This is a genomic window from Streptomyces sp. ISL-36 (assembly GCF_018614205.1).
In the GTDB taxonomy this organism is placed as follows: Bacteria; Actinomycetota; Actinomycetes; order Streptomycetales; family Streptomycetaceae; genus Streptomyces.
This window is the reverse complement of sequence record NZ_JAGGOS010000132.1, coordinates 1-16,342: the sequence shown is the minus strand read 5'-3', so window position 1 is coordinate 16,342 and position 16,342 is coordinate 1. Positions and strand designations below refer to the sequence as shown.

16 protein-coding genes are annotated in these 16,342 nt (G+C 71.7%); 2 read left to right on the top strand and 14 right to left on the bottom strand.

Going from position 1 to position 16,342, the window contains the following annotated elements; genetic code table 11:
- Nucleotides 1-171 precede the first annotated feature (171 nt).
- The 12 genes from J7E93_RS30140 to J7E93_RS30090 form a co-directional block, all read right to left on the bottom strand.
- Nucleotides 172-1,524 (bottom strand): sulfate adenylyltransferase subunit 1, encoded by a 1,353-nt coding sequence (locus J7E93_RS30140; RefSeq protein ID WP_215073181.1) that lies wholly within the window; start codon nt 1,522-1,524, stop codon nt 172-174.
- Nucleotides 1,525-1,526: 2 nt separating this feature from the next.
- Nucleotides 1,527-2,462, bottom strand: a complete 936-nt coding sequence (gene cysD, locus J7E93_RS30135) for a sulfate adenylyltransferase subunit CysD (RefSeq protein WP_215073180.1) — start codon at nt 2,460-2,462, stop codon at nt 1,527-1,529.
- Entirely contained in the window at nt 2,459-3,025 is a 567-nt protein-coding gene (cysC, locus tag J7E93_RS30130; protein ID WP_215073179.1) for an adenylyl-sulfate kinase, read from the bottom strand. The genes cysD and cysC overlap by 4 nt, the downstream gene beginning before the upstream one ends.
- Nucleotides 3,025-3,735: a phosphoadenylyl-sulfate reductase gene (locus J7E93_RS30125; RefSeq protein WP_215073178.1), complete on the bottom strand. Its 711-nt coding sequence runs from the start codon at nt 3,733-3,735 to the stop codon at nt 3,025-3,027. The genes cysC and J7E93_RS30125 overlap by 1 nt, the downstream gene beginning before the upstream one ends.
- A complete protein-coding gene (locus J7E93_RS30120; protein WP_215073177.1) occupies nt 3,732-3,920 on the bottom strand; it encodes a hypothetical protein in 189 nt (62 codons plus the stop codon). The genes J7E93_RS30125 and J7E93_RS30120 overlap by 4 nt, the downstream gene beginning before the upstream one ends.
- Complete coding sequence (locus tag J7E93_RS30115; protein ID WP_215073176.1) at nt 3,917-5,614, bottom strand: nitrite/sulfite reductase; 1,698 nt, start codon at nt 5,612-5,614, stop codon at nt 3,917-3,919. Before J7E93_RS30115 ends, J7E93_RS30120 begins: the two co-directional genes overlap by 4 nt.
- Nucleotides 5,615-5,740: 126 nt before the next feature.
- Complete coding sequence (locus J7E93_RS38440) at nt 5,741-5,824, bottom strand: putative leader peptide (RefSeq protein WP_310591794.1); 84 nt, start codon at nt 5,822-5,824, stop codon at nt 5,741-5,743.
- A gap of 115 nt (nt 5,825-5,939) precedes the next feature.
- Complete coding sequence (locus tag J7E93_RS30110; protein WP_215073175.1) at nt 5,940-6,509, bottom strand: GNAT family N-acetyltransferase; 570 nt, start codon at nt 6,507-6,509, stop codon at nt 5,940-5,942.
- A gap of 321 nt (nt 6,510-6,830) precedes the next feature.
- The gene (locus J7E93_RS30105) at nt 6,831-7,853 is read right to left on the bottom strand and encodes a LacI family DNA-binding transcriptional regulator (RefSeq protein ID WP_215073174.1); all 1,023 of its coding nucleotides are present in this window, start codon (nt 7,851-7,853) and stop codon (nt 6,831-6,833) included.
- A 24-nt stretch (nt 7,854-7,877) separates the two neighbouring features.
- On the bottom strand, nt 7,878-8,756 hold the full coding sequence (locus J7E93_RS30100) for an ATP-binding cassette domain-containing protein (protein WP_215073173.1): 879 nt from the start codon (nt 8,754-8,756) through the stop codon (nt 7,878-7,880).
- A complete protein-coding gene (locus tag J7E93_RS30095; RefSeq protein WP_215073172.1) occupies nt 8,753-9,766 on the bottom strand; it encodes an ABC transporter permease in 1,014 nt (337 codons plus the stop codon). Before J7E93_RS30095 ends, J7E93_RS30100 begins: the two co-directional genes overlap by 4 nt.
- Before the next feature lie 61 nt (nt 9,767-9,827).
- Complete coding sequence (locus J7E93_RS30090; protein ID WP_215073171.1) at nt 9,828-10,844, bottom strand: sugar ABC transporter substrate-binding protein; 1,017 nt, start codon at nt 10,842-10,844, stop codon at nt 9,828-9,830.
- 138 nt (nt 10,845-10,982) lie between these two features.
- On the opposite strand from J7E93_RS30090, the gene J7E93_RS30085 reads away from it, so the two are divergent.
- Together J7E93_RS30085 and J7E93_RS30080 are read left to right on the top strand one after the other, a co-directional pair.
- A complete protein-coding gene (locus J7E93_RS30085; RefSeq protein WP_215073170.1) occupies nt 10,983-13,049 on the top strand; it encodes a GH32 C-terminal domain-containing protein in 2,067 nt (688 codons plus the stop codon).
- Between the two features lie 145 nt (nt 13,050-13,194).
- On the top strand, nt 13,195-14,151 hold the full coding sequence (locus J7E93_RS30080; protein ID WP_215073169.1) for a carbohydrate kinase: 957 nt from the start codon (nt 13,195-13,197) through the stop codon (nt 14,149-14,151).
- A 59-nt stretch (nt 14,152-14,210) separates the two neighbouring features.
- Here the strand turns inward: J7E93_RS30080 and J7E93_RS37535 are convergent, their stop codons facing one another.
- Nucleotides 14,211-15,626 carry a helix-turn-helix domain-containing protein gene (locus J7E93_RS37535; protein WP_251067295.1) on the bottom strand — a complete coding sequence of 472 codons (1,416 nt, stop codon included), beginning with the start codon at nt 15,624-15,626 and terminating at the stop codon, nt 14,211-14,213.
- Between the two features lie 274 nt (nt 15,627-15,900).
- A partial coding sequence (locus J7E93_RS30065; protein ID WP_285440973.1) for an acyl-CoA dehydrogenase family protein occupies nt 15,901-16,342 on the bottom strand: 442 nt, incomplete at its 5' end.

Genomic DNA, 16,342 nt, shown 5'->3' with positions numbered 1-16,342 from the left:
TCGAATTCTTCGTCGTCGGTGTCGTGCGGGGTGGAGCGGGTGCGCGCCGCGTACGCGGCGCATCGGCGTCAGCACGCACATCGCGCGACACCTCCCCGGCCCGCGCCGAGGGCGCCGGAGCCCACGCGGCCGCCCTCCTTGGCGAAGGTGGCGAAAGCGTTGATCGTCATGTCAGAAGTCCCAGCCCTCGTCGTCGGCGGGGTCCGCGACGGCCACGGCCTTGGCGGTGGCGAAGGACTCACCGGCCATGCCGGCGGCGAGCGTGGTGCCGTCCGCGGGGTCGATGAGCAGGAACGAGCCCGTACGACGCGAATCCGCGTAGGCGTCGAGCGCGAGCGGCTCGGCGGTACGGACCTTCACCTGACCGATGTCGTTGGCGACCAGCTGTCCCGGCTCGGGGTGCTGGGAGAGGTCGTCCAGGGTCAGCCGGGACGGGATCTCCTTGACGATCGCCTTGACCGTACGGGTGGTGTGCTTGAGGAGCACCCGCTGGCCGACGGTCAGCGGCTGGTCCGCCACGTGGCAGACCGTCGCCTCGATGTCCTGGCTGGTCGCCGGGGCGTCACCGCTCGGGGCGAGCAGGTCGCCGCGCGAGATGTCGATGTCGTCGGCGAGCCGGATCGTGACCGACTGCGGGGCCCACGCGATGTCCACCGACTCGCCCAGGGCGTCGATCGCCGTGATCGTGGAGGTGCGCCCCGAGGGCAGGACGGTGATCTGCTCGCCGACCCGGAAGGCACCGGCCGCGATCTGGCCGGCGTAACCCCGGTAGTCGGGGTGCTCGGCGGTCTGCGGGCGGATCACGTACTGCACCGGGAAGCGGGCGTGGCAGGCCGTCAGGTCGTGGCTGACCGGGACGGTCTCCAGGTGCTCCAGGACGGTGGGGCCGCCGTACCAGTCCATGTTGGCGGACGGCTCCACGACGTTGTCACCGGCCAGCGCCGAGATCGGGATCGCGGTGATCTCCGGGACGCCCAGCTCGGAGGCGTACGTCGTGAACTCCTCGGCGATCGCCGCGAAGACGGGCTCCGCGTAGTCGACGAGGTCCATCTTGTTCACGGCCAGGACGACGTGCGGCACGCGCAGCAGCGCGGCGACGGCGGCGTGCCGGCGGGTCTGCTCGACGACACCGTTGCGGGCGTCGACCAGCACCACGGCCAGCTCGGCGGTCGAGGCGCCGGTCACCATGTTCCGGGTGTACTGCACGTGCCCCGGGGTGTCGGCCAGGATGAAACGGCGGCGCGGCGTGGCGAAGTAGCGGTAGGCCACGTCGATGGTGATGCCCTGCTCGCGCTCGGCCCGCAGGCCGTCGGTCAGCAGCGCCAGGTCCGGCGCCTCCTGACCGCGCTTGAGGGACGCCGCCTCCACGGCCTCCAGCTGGTCGGTGAGGACCGACTTGGAGTCGTGCAGGAGCCGGCCCACCAGGGTGGACTTGCCGTCGTCGACGGACCCGGCGGTGGCGAAGCGCAGCAGGGTGGTCGCCGCGACGTCGGCGAACTGCTCAGGTGTGCTCGTGCTCGTCATGGCTAGAAGTACCCTTCACGCTTGCGGTCTTCCATCGCGGCCTCGGACATCTTGTCGTCGGCGCGGGTGGCGCCCCGCTCGGTGAGGCGGGAGGCGGCGATCTCGGCGATGACGGCGTCCAGCGTGGTGGCGTCGGAGTCGACGGCGCCCGTGCAGGACATGTCACCGACGGTGCGGTAGCGGATCAGCCGCGTCTGGACCGTCTCGGTCTCCTTGGGGCCGCCCCACTCGCCGGCCGTCAGCCACATGCCGTTGCGGGCGAACACCTCGCGCTCGTGGGCGAAGTAGATCTCCGGAAGTTCGATCTTCTCCCGCTGGATGTACTGCCAGACGTCGAGCTCGGTCCAGTTGGAGAGCGGGAAGACCCGGACGTGCTCGCCGGGGGCGTGGCGGCCGTTGTAGAGCTGCCACAGCTCCGGGCGCTGCCGCCGCGGGTCCCACTGGGAGAACTCGTCCCGCAGCGAGAACACCCGCTCCTTGGCGCGGGCCTTCTCCTCGTCGCGCCGGCCGCCGCCGAACACCGCGTCGAAACGGTGCTGCTGGATCGCCTCGGTCAGCGGCACCGTCTGCAGCGGGTTGCGCGTCCCGTCGGGACGCTCGCGCAGCTTCCCGGCGTCGATGTACTCCTGCACGGAGGCGACATGGAGCCGCAGACCGTGCTGCTCGACCACGCGGTCGCGGTACTCGATGACCTCGGGGAAGTTGTGTCCGGTGTCGACGTGCAGCAGCGTGAACGGCACCGGCGCGGGCGCGAACGCCTTGAGCGCGAGGTGCAGCATGACGATGGAGTCCTTGCCGCCGGAGAAGAGGATCACCGGTCGCTCGAACTCGCCCGCCACCTCACGGAAGATGTGGACGGCCTCGGACTCCAGGGAGTCCAGGTGCGACAGCGCGAACGGGCTGTCGGTCGCCTCGTCGATGGTTACGGCGGTCGTCATGAGAGACCCCTCTCGGTGAGCAGCGCGTGGAGCTGTGCTGCCGACTCCTGCACGGTCTGGTTCTGGGACTGGATCCGCAGATCGGGGTTCCGCGGCTCGTCGTACGGGTCGTCGACCCCGGTCAGACCGCTGATCTCGCCCGCGGCCTGCTTGGCGTACAGCCCCTTCACATCGCGTACGGAGCACACGTCCACCGGAGTGGCGACATGCACCTCGACATAGGGGGTGCCCTCGGACTGGTGGCGCTTGCGGACCGCCTCGCGGCTGTCCTCGTACGGAGCGATGACCGGGACCAGGACCTTCACACCGTTGGAGGCGAGCAGCTCGGCGACGAAGCCGATCCGCTGCACGTTGGTGTGCCGGTCCTCGCGGGTGAAGCCGAGGCCCGCGGAGAGGAACTCACGGATCTCGTCGCCGTCGAGCACCTCGACGCGGTGGCCCTCGCCGCGCAGGCGGCCGGCCAGCTCGTAGGCGATGGTGGTCTTGCCGGCGCTCGGCAGGCCCGTGAGCCAGATGGTGGCACCGGTCACGTGGTTCTCCTGGGAAGTCTCGGTGGTGGTCATCAGCCGTGCAGTCCGCACTCGGTCTTGGCGCGTCCCGCCCAGCGGCCGGCGCGGGCGTCCTCGCCCTCCGCGACCCGTCGGGTGCAGGGCGCGCAGCCGACGGAGGCGTAACCGTCCATCAGCAGCGGGTTGGTGAGGACGCCGTGCTCGGCGACGTACGCGTCGACGTCGTCCTGCGTCCAGCGGGCGATGGGGGAGATCTTGACCTTCTGCCGCTTCTCGTCCCAGCCGACGACCGGGGTGTTCGCCCGGGTCGGGGACTCGTCGCGGCGCAGGCCGGTCGCCCACGCGCGGTAGGCGGTCAGGCCCTCTTCCAGCGGCTTGACCTTCCGCAGCGCGCAGCACAGGTCGGGGTCGCGGTCGTGCAGCTTCGGCCCGTATTCGGCGTCCTGCTCGGCGACCGTCTGACGCGGGGTCAGGGTGATGACGTTGACGTCCATCACCGCCTCGACCGCGTCACGGGTGCCGATCGTCTCCGGGAAGTGGTAGCCGGTGTCGAGGAAGACGACGTCCACACCCGGCATGGCACGCGACGCGAGGTGAGCGACCACCGCGTCCTCCATGGAGGAGGTGACGCAGAACTGCTTGCCGAAGGTGTCGGCCGCCCACCGGAGGATCTCCAGCGCGGAGGCGTCCTCCAGCTCACGCCCGGCCCGCTCGGCCAGCGCCTTGAGGTCGGTGGACCCGGTGATGACCTGAGTCGTCGTCATATCTCTTCCCCTCCAGCGGAGTTGCTCTGAGAGCCCTGAGGTTCCGGGGCGAGGAGCCCCAGGAACTTCAGCTGGAAGGCTCGACCGCATGCCCGGCATTCCCAGGCGCCGTGACCCTGCTCGTTCGGACGCAGGTCCTCGTCGCCGCAGTACGGGCAGTAGAAGGGCGCCGCACGCTCGCTCATGAGAGGGCGTCCTCGGACGCGCGCGCCGCCCAGGTGGCGAAGCGCTCGCCGTCCTCGCGCTGCTCCTGGAAGCGCGTGAGGACCCGCTCGACGTAGTCCGGCAGCTCGGCGGCGGTGACCTTCAGGCCACGGACCTTGCGGCCGAAGCCCGCCTCCAGACCGAGCGCGCCGCCCAGGTGGACCTGGTAGCCCTCGACACGGTTGCCGTCGTCGTCCAGGACCAGCTGGCCCTTGAGACCGATGTCCGCCACCTGGATGCGGGCGCAGGCGTTGGGGCAGCCGTTGATGTTGATGGTGATCGGCTCGTCGAAGTCGGGGATGCGGCGTTCGAGTTCGTCGATGAGCGACGCACCGCGCGCCTTGGTCTCGACGATCGCCAGCTTGCAGAACTCGATGCCGGTGCAGGCCATCGTGCCGCGCCGGAAGGGCGAGGGGGTGACCCGCAGGTCCAGCGCCTCCAGGGCGGAGACGATCGACTCGACCTGCGCCTCCTCGATGTCGAGGACGATCATCTTCTGCTCGGCGGTGGTGCGGAGCCGGCCCGAACCGTGCGCCTCGGCGATCTCGGCGATCTTCGTCAGCGTGGCGCCGTCGACCCGGCCGACGCGCGGCGCGAACCCGACGTAGAACCGACCGTCCTTCTGCTTGTGGACGCCGACGTGGTCGCGCCACTGGCCGGCGGGCTGGGCCGGGGCGGGGCCGTCGGTGAGCTTGCGCCCGAGGTACTCGTCCTCCAGGACCTGGCGGAACTTCTCCGGCCCCCAGTCGGCGACGAGGAACTTCAGACGGGCGCGGTTGCGCAGCCGGCGGTAGCCGTAGTCGCGGAAGATCGAGATGACGCCCTCGTAGACGTCCGGGACCTCGTCGAGGGAGACCCACGTGCCCAGGCGCACACCCAGCTTGGGGTTGGTGGACAGGCCGCCGCCGACCCAGACGTCGAAGCCGGGGCCGTGCTCCGGGTGGCGGACGCCGACGAAGGCGATGTCGTTGATCTCGTGCGCCACGTCGAGCAGCGGCGAGCCGGAGACGGCGGACTTGAACTTGCGGGGCAGGTTGGAGAAGTCCTTGTTGCCCACGATCCGGCGGGAGATCTCGTCGATGGCGGGGGTGCCGTCGATGATCTCGTCCTCGGCAATCCCGGCCACCGGCGAGCCGAGGATGACACGCGGGGTGTCGCCGCAGGCCTCGGTGGTGGACAGACCGACCGCCTCCAGGCGGTTCCAGATCTCCGGGACGTCCTCGATGCGGATCCAGTGGTACTGGACGTTCTGCCGGTCCGTGATGTCGGCGGTGCCGCGCGCGAACTCCTGCGAGATCTCGCCGATGACCCGGAGCTGTTCGGTCGTCAGCCGGCCGCCGTCGATGCGGACCCGGAGCATGAAGTACTCGGCGTCCAGCTCCTCCGGCTCCAGGACACCGGTCTTGGTGCCGTCGAGGCCTTCCTTGCGCTGGGTGTAGAGGCCCCACCAGCGCATGCGGCCCCGCAGGTCGTTGGGGTCGATCGAGTCGAATCCGCGCTTGGAGTAGATCGTCTCAATGCGTGTCCGCACATTGAGACCGTCGTCGTCCTTCTTGAACTGCTCATTGCCGTTCAGCGGGGTGAAGTGCCCCACGGCCCACTGACCCTCGCCACGGTGACGGCTCACCTTGCGGCGGGGCGTTGCGGGTGCGGGGTTTTCCGGGGTGGCGGCCATGGCTTTTTGTCCTTCGGGACTGCGGGAGGGCGGCTCTGACCAGCACACTCGTACTCGGGTCAGGGGATGGCGCGACGGTGCGCAGCAGGGTCGGGCAGAAGTGGAATCGCGGCGGTGCTGGTTCTCTCAGCGCGCCGGACAGATGGCGCTGGACATGCGGCCGAGGTCGACGTGCCGCCGACTCACCAAGGCAATTCCAGTTCCAGACATGACGGAAGCGTGTCACGGGACTTTGGACCCAGTCCAGCTTCGTCCAAGATGTGGACACAGCCGTCCCGCATCGCGAGACGGTGTGTCGTGGGTCACTTCAAAGTCGGGCTATTCCTCAGGCGTGGGCGCCGGGCCAGGGGCCGGGGGCCTCGCTCTCCTCGACCTCTTCCACCTTGGTGTCGAAGAGCTTGAAGCCGCGCCGGAGGTAGTTGTCCATGGCGTGCGGCCCGTCCAGCGAGCAGGTGTGCAGCCACACGCGCCGCGTCGGCTCCCGGTCCGGCCAGCGCTCGGCGAGGTCCCACGCGCGCTGGACCCCGTACGACAGCAGATGGCCGCCGATCCGGCGCCCCTGGAAGGCCGGGATCAGCCCGAAGTAGACGATCTCGACCACACCGTCGTCCTGCGGGTCCAGCTCCACGTATCCGGCAGGCGTCCCCTTCTCGTACGCCACCCAGATCTCCGCGCCCGGCTTCTCGACGATCTCCAGCCACTGCTTGTACGTCAGGGCGAGCCGGTCGTTCCAGCGGATGTCGCCGCCGACCGCCGTATAGAGGAAGCGGCTGTACTCGGGCGAGGGCACCTCGGCGCGGGCGATCGTGATGTCGTCGCCCGTGGGCGGGGTGGCGGGGCGCAGATCGCCCGGCGAGGTCTGTTCGAGGGACCAGGTGGTGAGAGTGATGCTCATGCCGTCCATCGCATCATGCGGAGGCGCCGATTCCTACAGGGGGCCGGTGGAGGTGGGGGGCGGTGCGGGTCGGCGCCCCCGTGGCAGGGCCGTCCAGCTGTCCGTATGGCGGACAACCTGTCCGGATGCGCCGGGCCGAGCCGGGCCGGGCCCAGCCGTGGCCCTCGTGGCTCGGCTTGGTCGTGGCCCGGCCCCGCCCCGGCCTGATCCAGGTCCGGCCCGGCACGCGGCTGTGGCCGGGACCGTCGCGCGGTTGCGGCCAGGATCGTCGTGCGGGTGCGGGTGCGGTTGCGGGTGGGGTTGCGGGCCGGCCGTGGCCGGTCAGCGGGGCGGTGGGGGAAGCTCGCCGCTGCCCCGTGCGACCAGGGTGACCGGGACCGTACGGGTCGCCGCGCGCGAGCGGTCGCCGCCCAGGCGGGCGAGGATCTGCTCCGCCGCCGCCCGGCCGATCGCGGCCGGGTCCTGGGCGACCACCGTCAGGCCCGGCTCCAGGACCGCCGCCAGTGGCAGGTCGTCGAAGCCGACCAGGGCAACGTCGCGCCGCCCCGCCTCGGCCAGCGCCGGCACGACCCCGAGCGAGGCGAAGTTGTTCGCCGCGAAGACGGCGGTCGGCGGGTCCGCGAGCGCCAGGAGGCGCCGTACGGCCACCCCCGCCGCGTACGGGTCGTGGGCGGTGACCACCAGCGAAGGGTCGTGGCCGATCCCCGCCGCCTCCAGCGCCGCCCGGTAACCGCGCTGCCGCGTCTTGCGCGTGTAGAGGGTCGCCGGCCGGTCCCCGATGAAGGCGATACGGCGGTGTCCGTGCGCGATCAGATGGGCCACGCCCGTCCGCGTGCCCTCCTCGTTGGCGCTGACCACCGCGTCCGCCGCGAGCCCCGTCCCCGGCCGGTCCACGAAGACCACCGGAAGGCCGCTCTCCCGCTCCCGGCGCAGGAAGCGGTGGTCGCTCCCGGCCGCCGGGACGACCAGCAGCCCGCTGATCCGGCGGGCGAGGAAGGTGGTGATCAGCGCGTGCTCCATCGACTCGCGCTCGCCCGACGACCCCATGAGGAGGGTCAGCCCCCGGTCCCGTACGACGTCCTCGACGCCGCTCGCGACCGTACCGAAGAAGGGGTTGCCCATGTCCGGCACGACCAGGCCCACGGTGGAGTCCCGAGCGCCCACCCGCATGTTGCGGGCCATGAGGTTGGGGCGGAACCCCAGCTCCTCGACGACCGCGAGCACCTTCGCCCGCGTCGCCTCGGACACCGGCCCGTCCTCGTTGAGCACCCGCGACACCGTCTTCGGGGTCACACCGACCCGCACTGCCACATCGGCCAGGGTCGGCCGTCGGGTGCTCCCCATGGTCACCGCATCTCCGTCGTCGCTTCAGCGTTGGTCGGTCATGACCGTACCGCCGTCCTCCGGCGCCACGGTCAGAGCCCCGGTCATGATCGCCACCACGTCCGACATCGAGTGGTCCGCGGGCCGGATCTGCGCCACCCGGCGGCCGAGCCGCTGGACATGGATCCGGTCCGCGATCTCGAAGACGTGCGGCATGTTGTGGCTGATCAGCACGACCGGCAGACCCCGGTCCCGTACCCGCCGGATCATGTCCAGGACCTGACCGGACTCCTTCACGCCCAGTGCGGCCGTCGGCTCGTCCATCACCACCACGTGCCGGGCCCACGCGACCGCGCGCGCCACCGCGACGCCCTGCCGCTGGCCGCCGGAGAGCGTCTCGACGGCCTGGGTGAGGGAGCGCAGCCCGATCTTCAGGTCCGCCATGTGCGCGGCGGACTCCTCGCGCATCCTCTTGTTGTCGAGCATCCGCAGCACCGAGCCGAGGGGGCCGCGGCGGCGGACCTCGCGGCCGAGGAACATGTTGCTGGCGATGTCGAGGGAGGCGGCCACCGCCAGGTCCTGGTAGACGGTCTCGATGCCGTGCCGGCGCGCGTCGGCCGGATCCCGGAACCGGACGGGCGCCCCGTCCAGCTCGATGGTGCCCTCGTCGGGCTGGAGCGCGCCCGTGAGCGCCTTGATCAGACTGGACTTGCCCGCGCCGTTGTCCCCGATGACGGCGAGCACCTCGCCGGGCATCAGATCGAAGTCGGCGCCGTCGAGCGCGGTGACCTGGCCGTACCGCTTCACCAGGCCGCGGGCCCTGAGGACGGGGGTGGTCGTCGGCGTCTCCGCCGGCGCGCCCGCCGGCGACGTGGCCGGGGTGTGCGTCGGGGCGTGCCCGGGGGTGTTCGTCGGCGCGGTCATCGGCGGGCCTTCCTACGGGAGAACTGGTCGACGGTCACGGCGAGGATCACCAGGCCGCCGGTGATCAGGGTCTGGTAGATGGAGCCCACGCCCATCAACTGCAGCCCGTTGCGGAACACACCCACGATCAGCGCCCCGACGAGCGTGCCGAGGACCGCGCCGCGGCCGCCGAACAGGCTCGTACCCCCGAGCACCACCGCGGTGATGGCGTCCAGGTTGTCGGTCTGGCCCGCCTTCGGGTCGCCGACGCCGGTGCGCGAGACGAGCAGCAGGGCGGCGACGCCGTAGATCACCCCGGCGAGGGTGTAGATGCCCAGCTGGAGCCGGGTCGTGCGGATCCCGGTGAGCCGGGCGACCTCGGGGCTGTTGCCCAGGGCGTAGGTGTGCTTGCCCCAGGCCGTACGGCCGAGGAGGTAGGCGAAGCAGAGGAAGAGCGCGATGGTGAGCACCGAGCCGTACGTGATGTCGGTGCGGCCCAGCGGAAAGGTCTCGCCCAACCCGGTGAGCAGGCCCGGGAGTTCGGTGATGGTCTGCTCGTCCGAGTAGATGTGGGTGAGAGCGAAGGCGACGTTGAGCATGCCGAGCGTCACGATGAACGGCGGCAGTTTGACGAAGGTGACGAGGGCGCCGTTGGCGAGCCCGAACAGCGCGCAGACTCCGATGCCGGCCGCGATCGCGACGAGGGGCGGGAGGGTGCCCTCGGCGGCGAGCTTCGCCATCACGATCGTGCCGAACGCCATCACGGCGCCGCAGGAGAGGTCGATGCCGGCGGTGAGGATGATCAGGGTCTGGCCGAGGGCGAGGGTGCCGACGACCATCACCTGCTGGACGACGAGCGAGAGGTTGCCGCCGGAGAGGAACTGCTCGCTCTGGAACGAGAAGAAGAGACAGGCGACGAGCAGGGCGACGAGCGGGCCCGCGGTGGGATGGCTGAGGAAGCCGAGCCGGGCACGGGCGGCTCGGGCGGCGGTGGGTGGTGTGGCGGTCGGGGGTGCGGCGGTCGCGGTCAACGAAGCTCCTTGAGCGGAGGGGAGGGGAGGGAGGAAAGGGGCGGTAGGTCGGGGTCGGGGCTCAGCCCCAGCAGTTCTCCAGGCCGTACGCGCTGTCCTTGGCCGGGACCGCCGAGGTCGGTGTGTCGGTGATCAGGGTCACGCCCGTGTCGACGTAGCCGGACGCCTTGGTCCCGCCCTTGGCGTACGCCACGACGGCGTCGACGCCCTTGACGGCCATGAGCAGCGGGTACTGCTGCGAAGTGGCCGCGATGCGCCCCGACTTGACCGCCTCCGTGCCGGTGCAGCCGCCGTCGACGGAGACGATCAGGACGTCCTTCTCCCGGCCCTTCGCCTTGAGCGCCGTGTACGCGCCCAGCGCCGCGGGCTCGTTGATGGTGTATACGACGTTGATGTCCGGGGCCTTCTGCAGACAGTTCTCCATGGCCGTCTGTCCCTTGGCCTGGTCGCCTCCGGTGTCCTGGGAGCAGACCAGGGCCGGGTCGCCCTCCTTGATGCCGTACCCCTTCAGGAAGCCGTCGTGGCGCAGCTGCCCGACGGCGACGCCGGGCGCGAGGTCGAGCGTGGCGATCTTCGCCGGCTTGCCGGCCGTCGCGGCCTTGGCGTACCGGCCGATCAGCTCGCCCGCCTTGAGGTTGTCGGTGGCGAAGAGCGCGTCGGCGGCGTCCTGGGGGTCGGTCGGGCTGTCCAGCGCGATCACCAGGACGCCCTTCTTCCGGGCCTGCTGGATCGCGGGGACGATCGCCTTGGAGTCGTTCGGGGTGATCAGGATGCCCTTGACGCCGGCCGCCACCATGTTCTCGATCGCGGTGACCTGGCCTTCGTTGTCGCCGTCGAACTTGCCTGCCGCCGTGGACAGTTCGGCGCCGGACTTCTTGGCCGCCGCCTCGGCACCCTCCTTCATCTTCACGAAGAACGGGTTGGTGTCGGTCTTGGTGATCAGCCCGACCTTCACCGGGCCGCCGCTGCCGCCGGAGCCGGCGGAACCCTTCGCTCCCTCACCGCAGGCGGTGAGCAACAGGGCTGCCGAGGCGAGGCTCGCCACGAGGGGGAGTGCGGTGCGGACGGTGCGCTTCATGGCGCGGCTCCTCAAGGACGCAGGACTGTCATCGTTGACTTATGTCAACGTTGACATCGACTGGCCAGGATGATGGACTCCGCCGCGAGCAACGTCAATGCCCCTTACTCGTCACGAGTTGGCAACGGAGGCTTCCGGATGAGCCGCTGGAAAGCACCGAAACTGATCAGCGTCGCGGCCCTGCTCGTCGCCGCGACCGCCCCCATCAGCGTGAACGTCACCGCGCACCGCGCCCACGCCGCGCCGGCCCAGCCCCACGCCGCGCCGGCCCGACCCCAGGCCACCGGCCCGGTCAACCCCGGTTTCGACACCGGGGATCTCACCGGCTGGACGGTCACCGAGGGCACCGCCTTCGGTCCCACCGCCGTCACCACCACCGACACCTACTGGGGAGGCCCCTTCCACCACCGCGGCAGCCACCACCTCTGGGGCTACGCCGCCGCCGGAGACGACGCCACCGGCACCCTCAGGTCCTCCTCCTTCACCGCCCCCACGAGGATGAGCTTCCTGGTCGGCGGAGGCTGGGACCCCGAGCGCCTCTACGTCGCCCTCGTCAGGGACAGCGACGGCCGCGCGCTCCTCCGCCAGACGGGACCCGAGGACGAGGCGTACGTCAGGATCGTCTGGGACACCTCCGCCTGGCGCGGCCAGGCGGTCCACCTCGAAGTCGTCGACCGGAAGACCGGGGGCTGGGGTCACCTCAACCTCGACGACGTACGCACCGGGGACGCCGCTGTCCGGGACGACAACGGCCTCACCTTCCGTACGCTCGGCCAGGCCAACCAGCCCACCGCGACCAGGGACTACGCGGCGGACCCACTGCGGCCCCAGTTCCACTACACGCCCTACCAGGGCTGGATCAACGACCCCAACGGCGTGATCCAGTGGCGCGGCCGCCACCACCTCTTCAGCCAGTACTACCCCGACGCCCCCAAGTGGGGCCCCATGCACTGGGCGCACGCCGAGGGGCCCGACGCCGTCCACTGGCGCGACCTGCCTGTCGCCCTCACTCCGCCGCCGCGCGCCACCCCCACCGACAACAGCGGCATCTTCAGCGGCAGCGCCGTTGACGACGACGGCACCCTCACCGTCGCGTACACCAAGTTCACCGACACGGGCGCGCACCCCGGCGCCACGCCCGAGACGGTCGCCGTCGCGACCAGCACGGACGGGGTCGTCTTCGCCCCCGGGACGGAGGTCATCACCGAGGCCCCGCCCGGCTCGTCGGCCGGGTTCCGCGACCCCAAGCTCTTCCGTGACCCGGTCGACGGCCGCTGGAAGATGGTCGTCGGATCGGGCGACGGCGGACGCGGCAAGGTGCAGCTCTACGCCTCCGACGACCTGCGCACCTGGTCGTACGCCGGCGTCCTGACCGAGGGCGACGGCACGACCGGCGCCATGTGGGAGTGCCCCGACCTCTTCGAGCTCGACGGCAAGTGGGTGCTGCTGTACTCCACCAACGAGGGGGGCCGGTCCCTCCAGCGGTACGCCGTCGGCACGTACGACGGCGCCCGCTTCAGCGCCGAGCGGCACGGCGTCCTCGACGGCGGCGGCGACGTCTACGCGGCCCAGAGCTATCGGGACGACGCCGGACGACGGGTGATGACCGCCTGGATGAGCGACTGGAACGCGAAGGAGCCGACCCGGGTGGGAGGTTGGGCCGGCGCCCAGTCCCTCCACCGGGAACTGTTCCTCACCGCCGACGGGCGCCTCGGCCAACGGCCGCTCGCGGCAGCCGACTCGCTGGCCGACGGCCGGACGATCCGGGTCACCGACCGGACGGTGGACGGCAGCTGGCGGCTGGGCCGGGGCGACACCGCACGGATCAGGGCGGTCCTCGACCTGGGCGGGACCACCGCCGACACCGTCACCCTCCGCCTCAAGGCCTCCGCCGCCGAGGCGACCGTGCTGCGGTACGAGAAGTCCACCGGCACCCTGACCCTGGACACGAGCGCGGCGGGCTACGGCACGCGGGCGACGTACACCACCCATGTCGAGCCGAGAGCGGACGCGACCCTCGCCCTCGACATCTTCGTCGACCGTTCGTCGGTCGAGGTGTTCACCGGCGACGGCGCGGCCCTCACCGCCCGGGTCTATCCGCGCTACCGCGAGTCCGACGCCGTCGAGTTCACCGCGACCGGCGGCCACCTCCGGCTGAAGAGCGCCTCCTTGACCCCACTCGGCTCCGCCGTCCTCCCCGACTGACCCTCCGCTCGCTCCTCGGGGGTGCCGCCGAGATCGACGATCTCACCGATCTCACCGTCTCGCCGGACTCGCGTCGCCCGACGCCTGATCCGGCCCGACCGACACGGCACCACCTCGCTCCTCACGACCTGAAAGGTTCTCTCCCATGACCGCGACCCGCCGCCCCGTGGCCGTCCTCGGCGAATGCGTCGCCGACGCCTTCGTCGCCCCGACCGGGGCCGAGGGCCCGGGCCTCCGGCTCGATGTGCTGCCCGGCGGCGGGCCCGCGAACACCGCTGTGGCGCTCGCCCGCCTCGGCACCCCCACCCACTTCCTGGCCCGGCTCTCCGGCGACGTCTTCGGCGGCCTCTTCCGCCGCCGGCTCACCGAGTCCGATGTCCGCATCGACCTCTGCCCCGACGCCACCGAGCCCAGCACCCTGGCCGTCGCCGGCCTCGGCCCGGACGGCGCCGCCGAGTACTCCTTCCACGCCGAGGCCACCGCCGACTGGCAATGGACCCGACAGGAGCTCGCCCCGGTGAGCCGGCTGGACGCGGCCTGCCTCCACACCGGCTCGCTCGCGCTGGTGCGGGAGCCCGGCGCTTCCGCCGTCGAGGAGCTCCTCGACGAACTGCGGCCCACCACCACGATCTCCCTCGACCCCAACGTACGCCCGCTGCTCGTGGCACCCGAGCGGTACCGGGCCCGCCTGCCGCGCTGGTGCGCCCTGGCCGACATCCTCCGCCTCAGCGAGGACGACCTGGCCCACCTCCATCGCGGCACGCCTCCCGAGGCCGCCTGCGACACCTGGCACCGGGCGGGCGTCCCGCTCGTCCTCGTCACCCTCGGCGGCGACGGCGCCCTCGTCTCGTACGACGGCGTCCGCCGGCTGGTCCCCGCCCCGCCCGTCGATGTCGTCGACACCGTCGGCGCGGGCGACGCCTTCACGGCCGGCCTTCTCCACCGGCTCCACACCGCCGGCGCGCTCGGCGGCCGCCTCTCCACCCTGACCTGGGACACCCTCCACGAGGCCGTCGCCTTCGGCACGAGGGTCGCCGCGGCCACCTGCGCGGTCCGCGGCGCGAACCCGCCCTACGCCGAGGAGCTGACGATCCCGGCGTAGCGCGGGCGCCCGGTCCGACGGGGGAGCGGCCCATCGGCGTCCGGCTCCGGGCCCGTTCCCTACGCCGCGCCCCTGCGTGCCGCGCGGACCGCGGGGGCCGTCGAGTGGGGGAGCAGGTCGTCCGGGTGGGGCGGGCGGACGATCTCCACTTCGACCTCCTCGCTGAAGCGGTACGGGCGGTGGGCGAGCACGCCCGCCAGCGTCCGGCGGACCCGTGACATCTCCGCCCGTACCGTCACCGTCCTCGTCCGGTCGCCGAACACGTCCTGCGCCAGCTCCGCCGCCGTCCGGCCGTCACGGTGCAGGGCCAGGACGTACAGCAGTTCGGCGTGGCGCGGGCTCAGCTCCTGCGTCCAGCTGCCCGCCGCCCCCGACACCGCCACCGACCAGCGGCGCGGCCGGCTCAGGTCGAGCACCACCCGGCTCGCCGCACCCGCGGCCGCGTCCAACGCGCTGCGCTCCTCCTCCACCCGCAGCAGCCAGCCGCCCGGCAGCGGCTCCACCGCGCACATCCCCAACGACGGCAGCCAGACCCGCCCCGCGCGGAAGGACTTCGGCAGCGCGACCCGGTCCATGGGCGCCATCCCGGTCACCGCCGCCGTCCAGCCGTGCGTGTCCACCGCGACCGCCCGCCCGCCCACCCGGCACAGGATCGGCGCCGCCACCGAACGCAGGCGTTCGATCGACCGCAGATGGCGGTCGCGCATCTCCGCCTCGGCGAGCCGGGCCACCGAGCCGACCAGCGCCAACGTCGCGGGATGGAAGCTGGAGGCCGGACCGCTCACATCGACGATCCCCAACAGCCCCGGTCCCCCGGGGCGTGGGCCGGGGGGGGGGCGGNNGGCCACCGAGCCGACCAGCGCCAACGTCGCGGGATGGAAGCTGGAGGCCGGACCGCTCACATCGACGATCCCCAACAGCCGCTGGTCCCGCGGGTCGTGGACCGGGGCGGCGGCGCAGGTCCAGTTGTGCAGCGTGTGGACGTAGTGCTCGGCCGAGTGGACCTGCACGGGCCGCCCCATGGCGAGCGCCGTCCCCACCGCGTTCGTTCCGGTGGTGTGTTCGGTCCAGGCCGCGCCTTCCTCCAGACAGATGGTGTGGGCCTGCCGCAGCACCGCGAGATTGCCCTCGCGCCACAGCACCCGGCCCTGTTCGTCGGTGACCACCATGATCTGCATGGAGGCGTCGGCGATCCCGGCGAGCCCGGTGCTGAGCGTCCGCATCACCTCGCCGAGGACAGTCGTACGGCGCCGCTGCTCCAGCTCGTCGCGCTGGAGCAGCACACTGCTGGTGCCCTGGTCGGGATCGAGGCCGAGCCGGAACATCCGCTGCCAGGACGCGTCGATGACCGGGCGCGGCGCGATCGGCGGCGTCCGGCCCGCCAGGGTCTCCTCCCGTACCCGGTGCAGCAGTCGGGTCGCCTGGGCGGCGTCCATGGTGGCGAGCCGGTTCATGTCGAGCTGAGTGTTCTTCATCGGTCTCTCCCAGCCACCCGCGGTGCTGTATCGGTTCTGCAGAATTCCGGAGTCTTGGTGACCATCGTGCCGCTCACCGCTTCCCGGTGAGGGGCGGTTCGGGTAATCCTGCAACCCTTTGCAACTCTGGAAGTCACTCCCTCGGTGCATGAGGCTGTGTACAGCGGAGGGTGGTGCCGTGTCGGCGCAGCACCACCCTCCGCTTTCGTGCGGGACGAACCCCTGCCGGCCCGGACATCCACGCCCGCCGGCCCGGACATCCACCCCCGCAGGCTCAGACCTCCACCCGCGCCCGCTCCACCACCGCCCCCAGATCCAAGGTGTGCGGCAGCGTCCCGAACGCCGACCCCCAGTCGCCCCCGAGCCGCGAGGCGCAGAACGCGTCCGCCACCTCCGGCGGCGCCCACCGCACCAGCAGGGACCCCTGCAGCACCAGGGCCATCCGCTCCACGAGCCGCCGCGCCCGCGCCTCGATCGCCTCCAGGTCGGCCAGTTCGGTCAGCATCCCGGTGATCGCCCGGTCGAGCCGGTGGTCCGCGCCCCGCGCCCGCCCGACCTCCGTCAGGAACGCGTTCAGCGCCATCGGCTCCTGCCGCAACGCCCTCAGCACATCCAGCGCCTGGATGTTGCCGGAGCCCTCCCAGATCGAGTTCAGCGGCGACTCGCGCAGCAGCCGAGGCATCCCCGACTCCTCCACGTAGCCGTTGCCGCCCAGG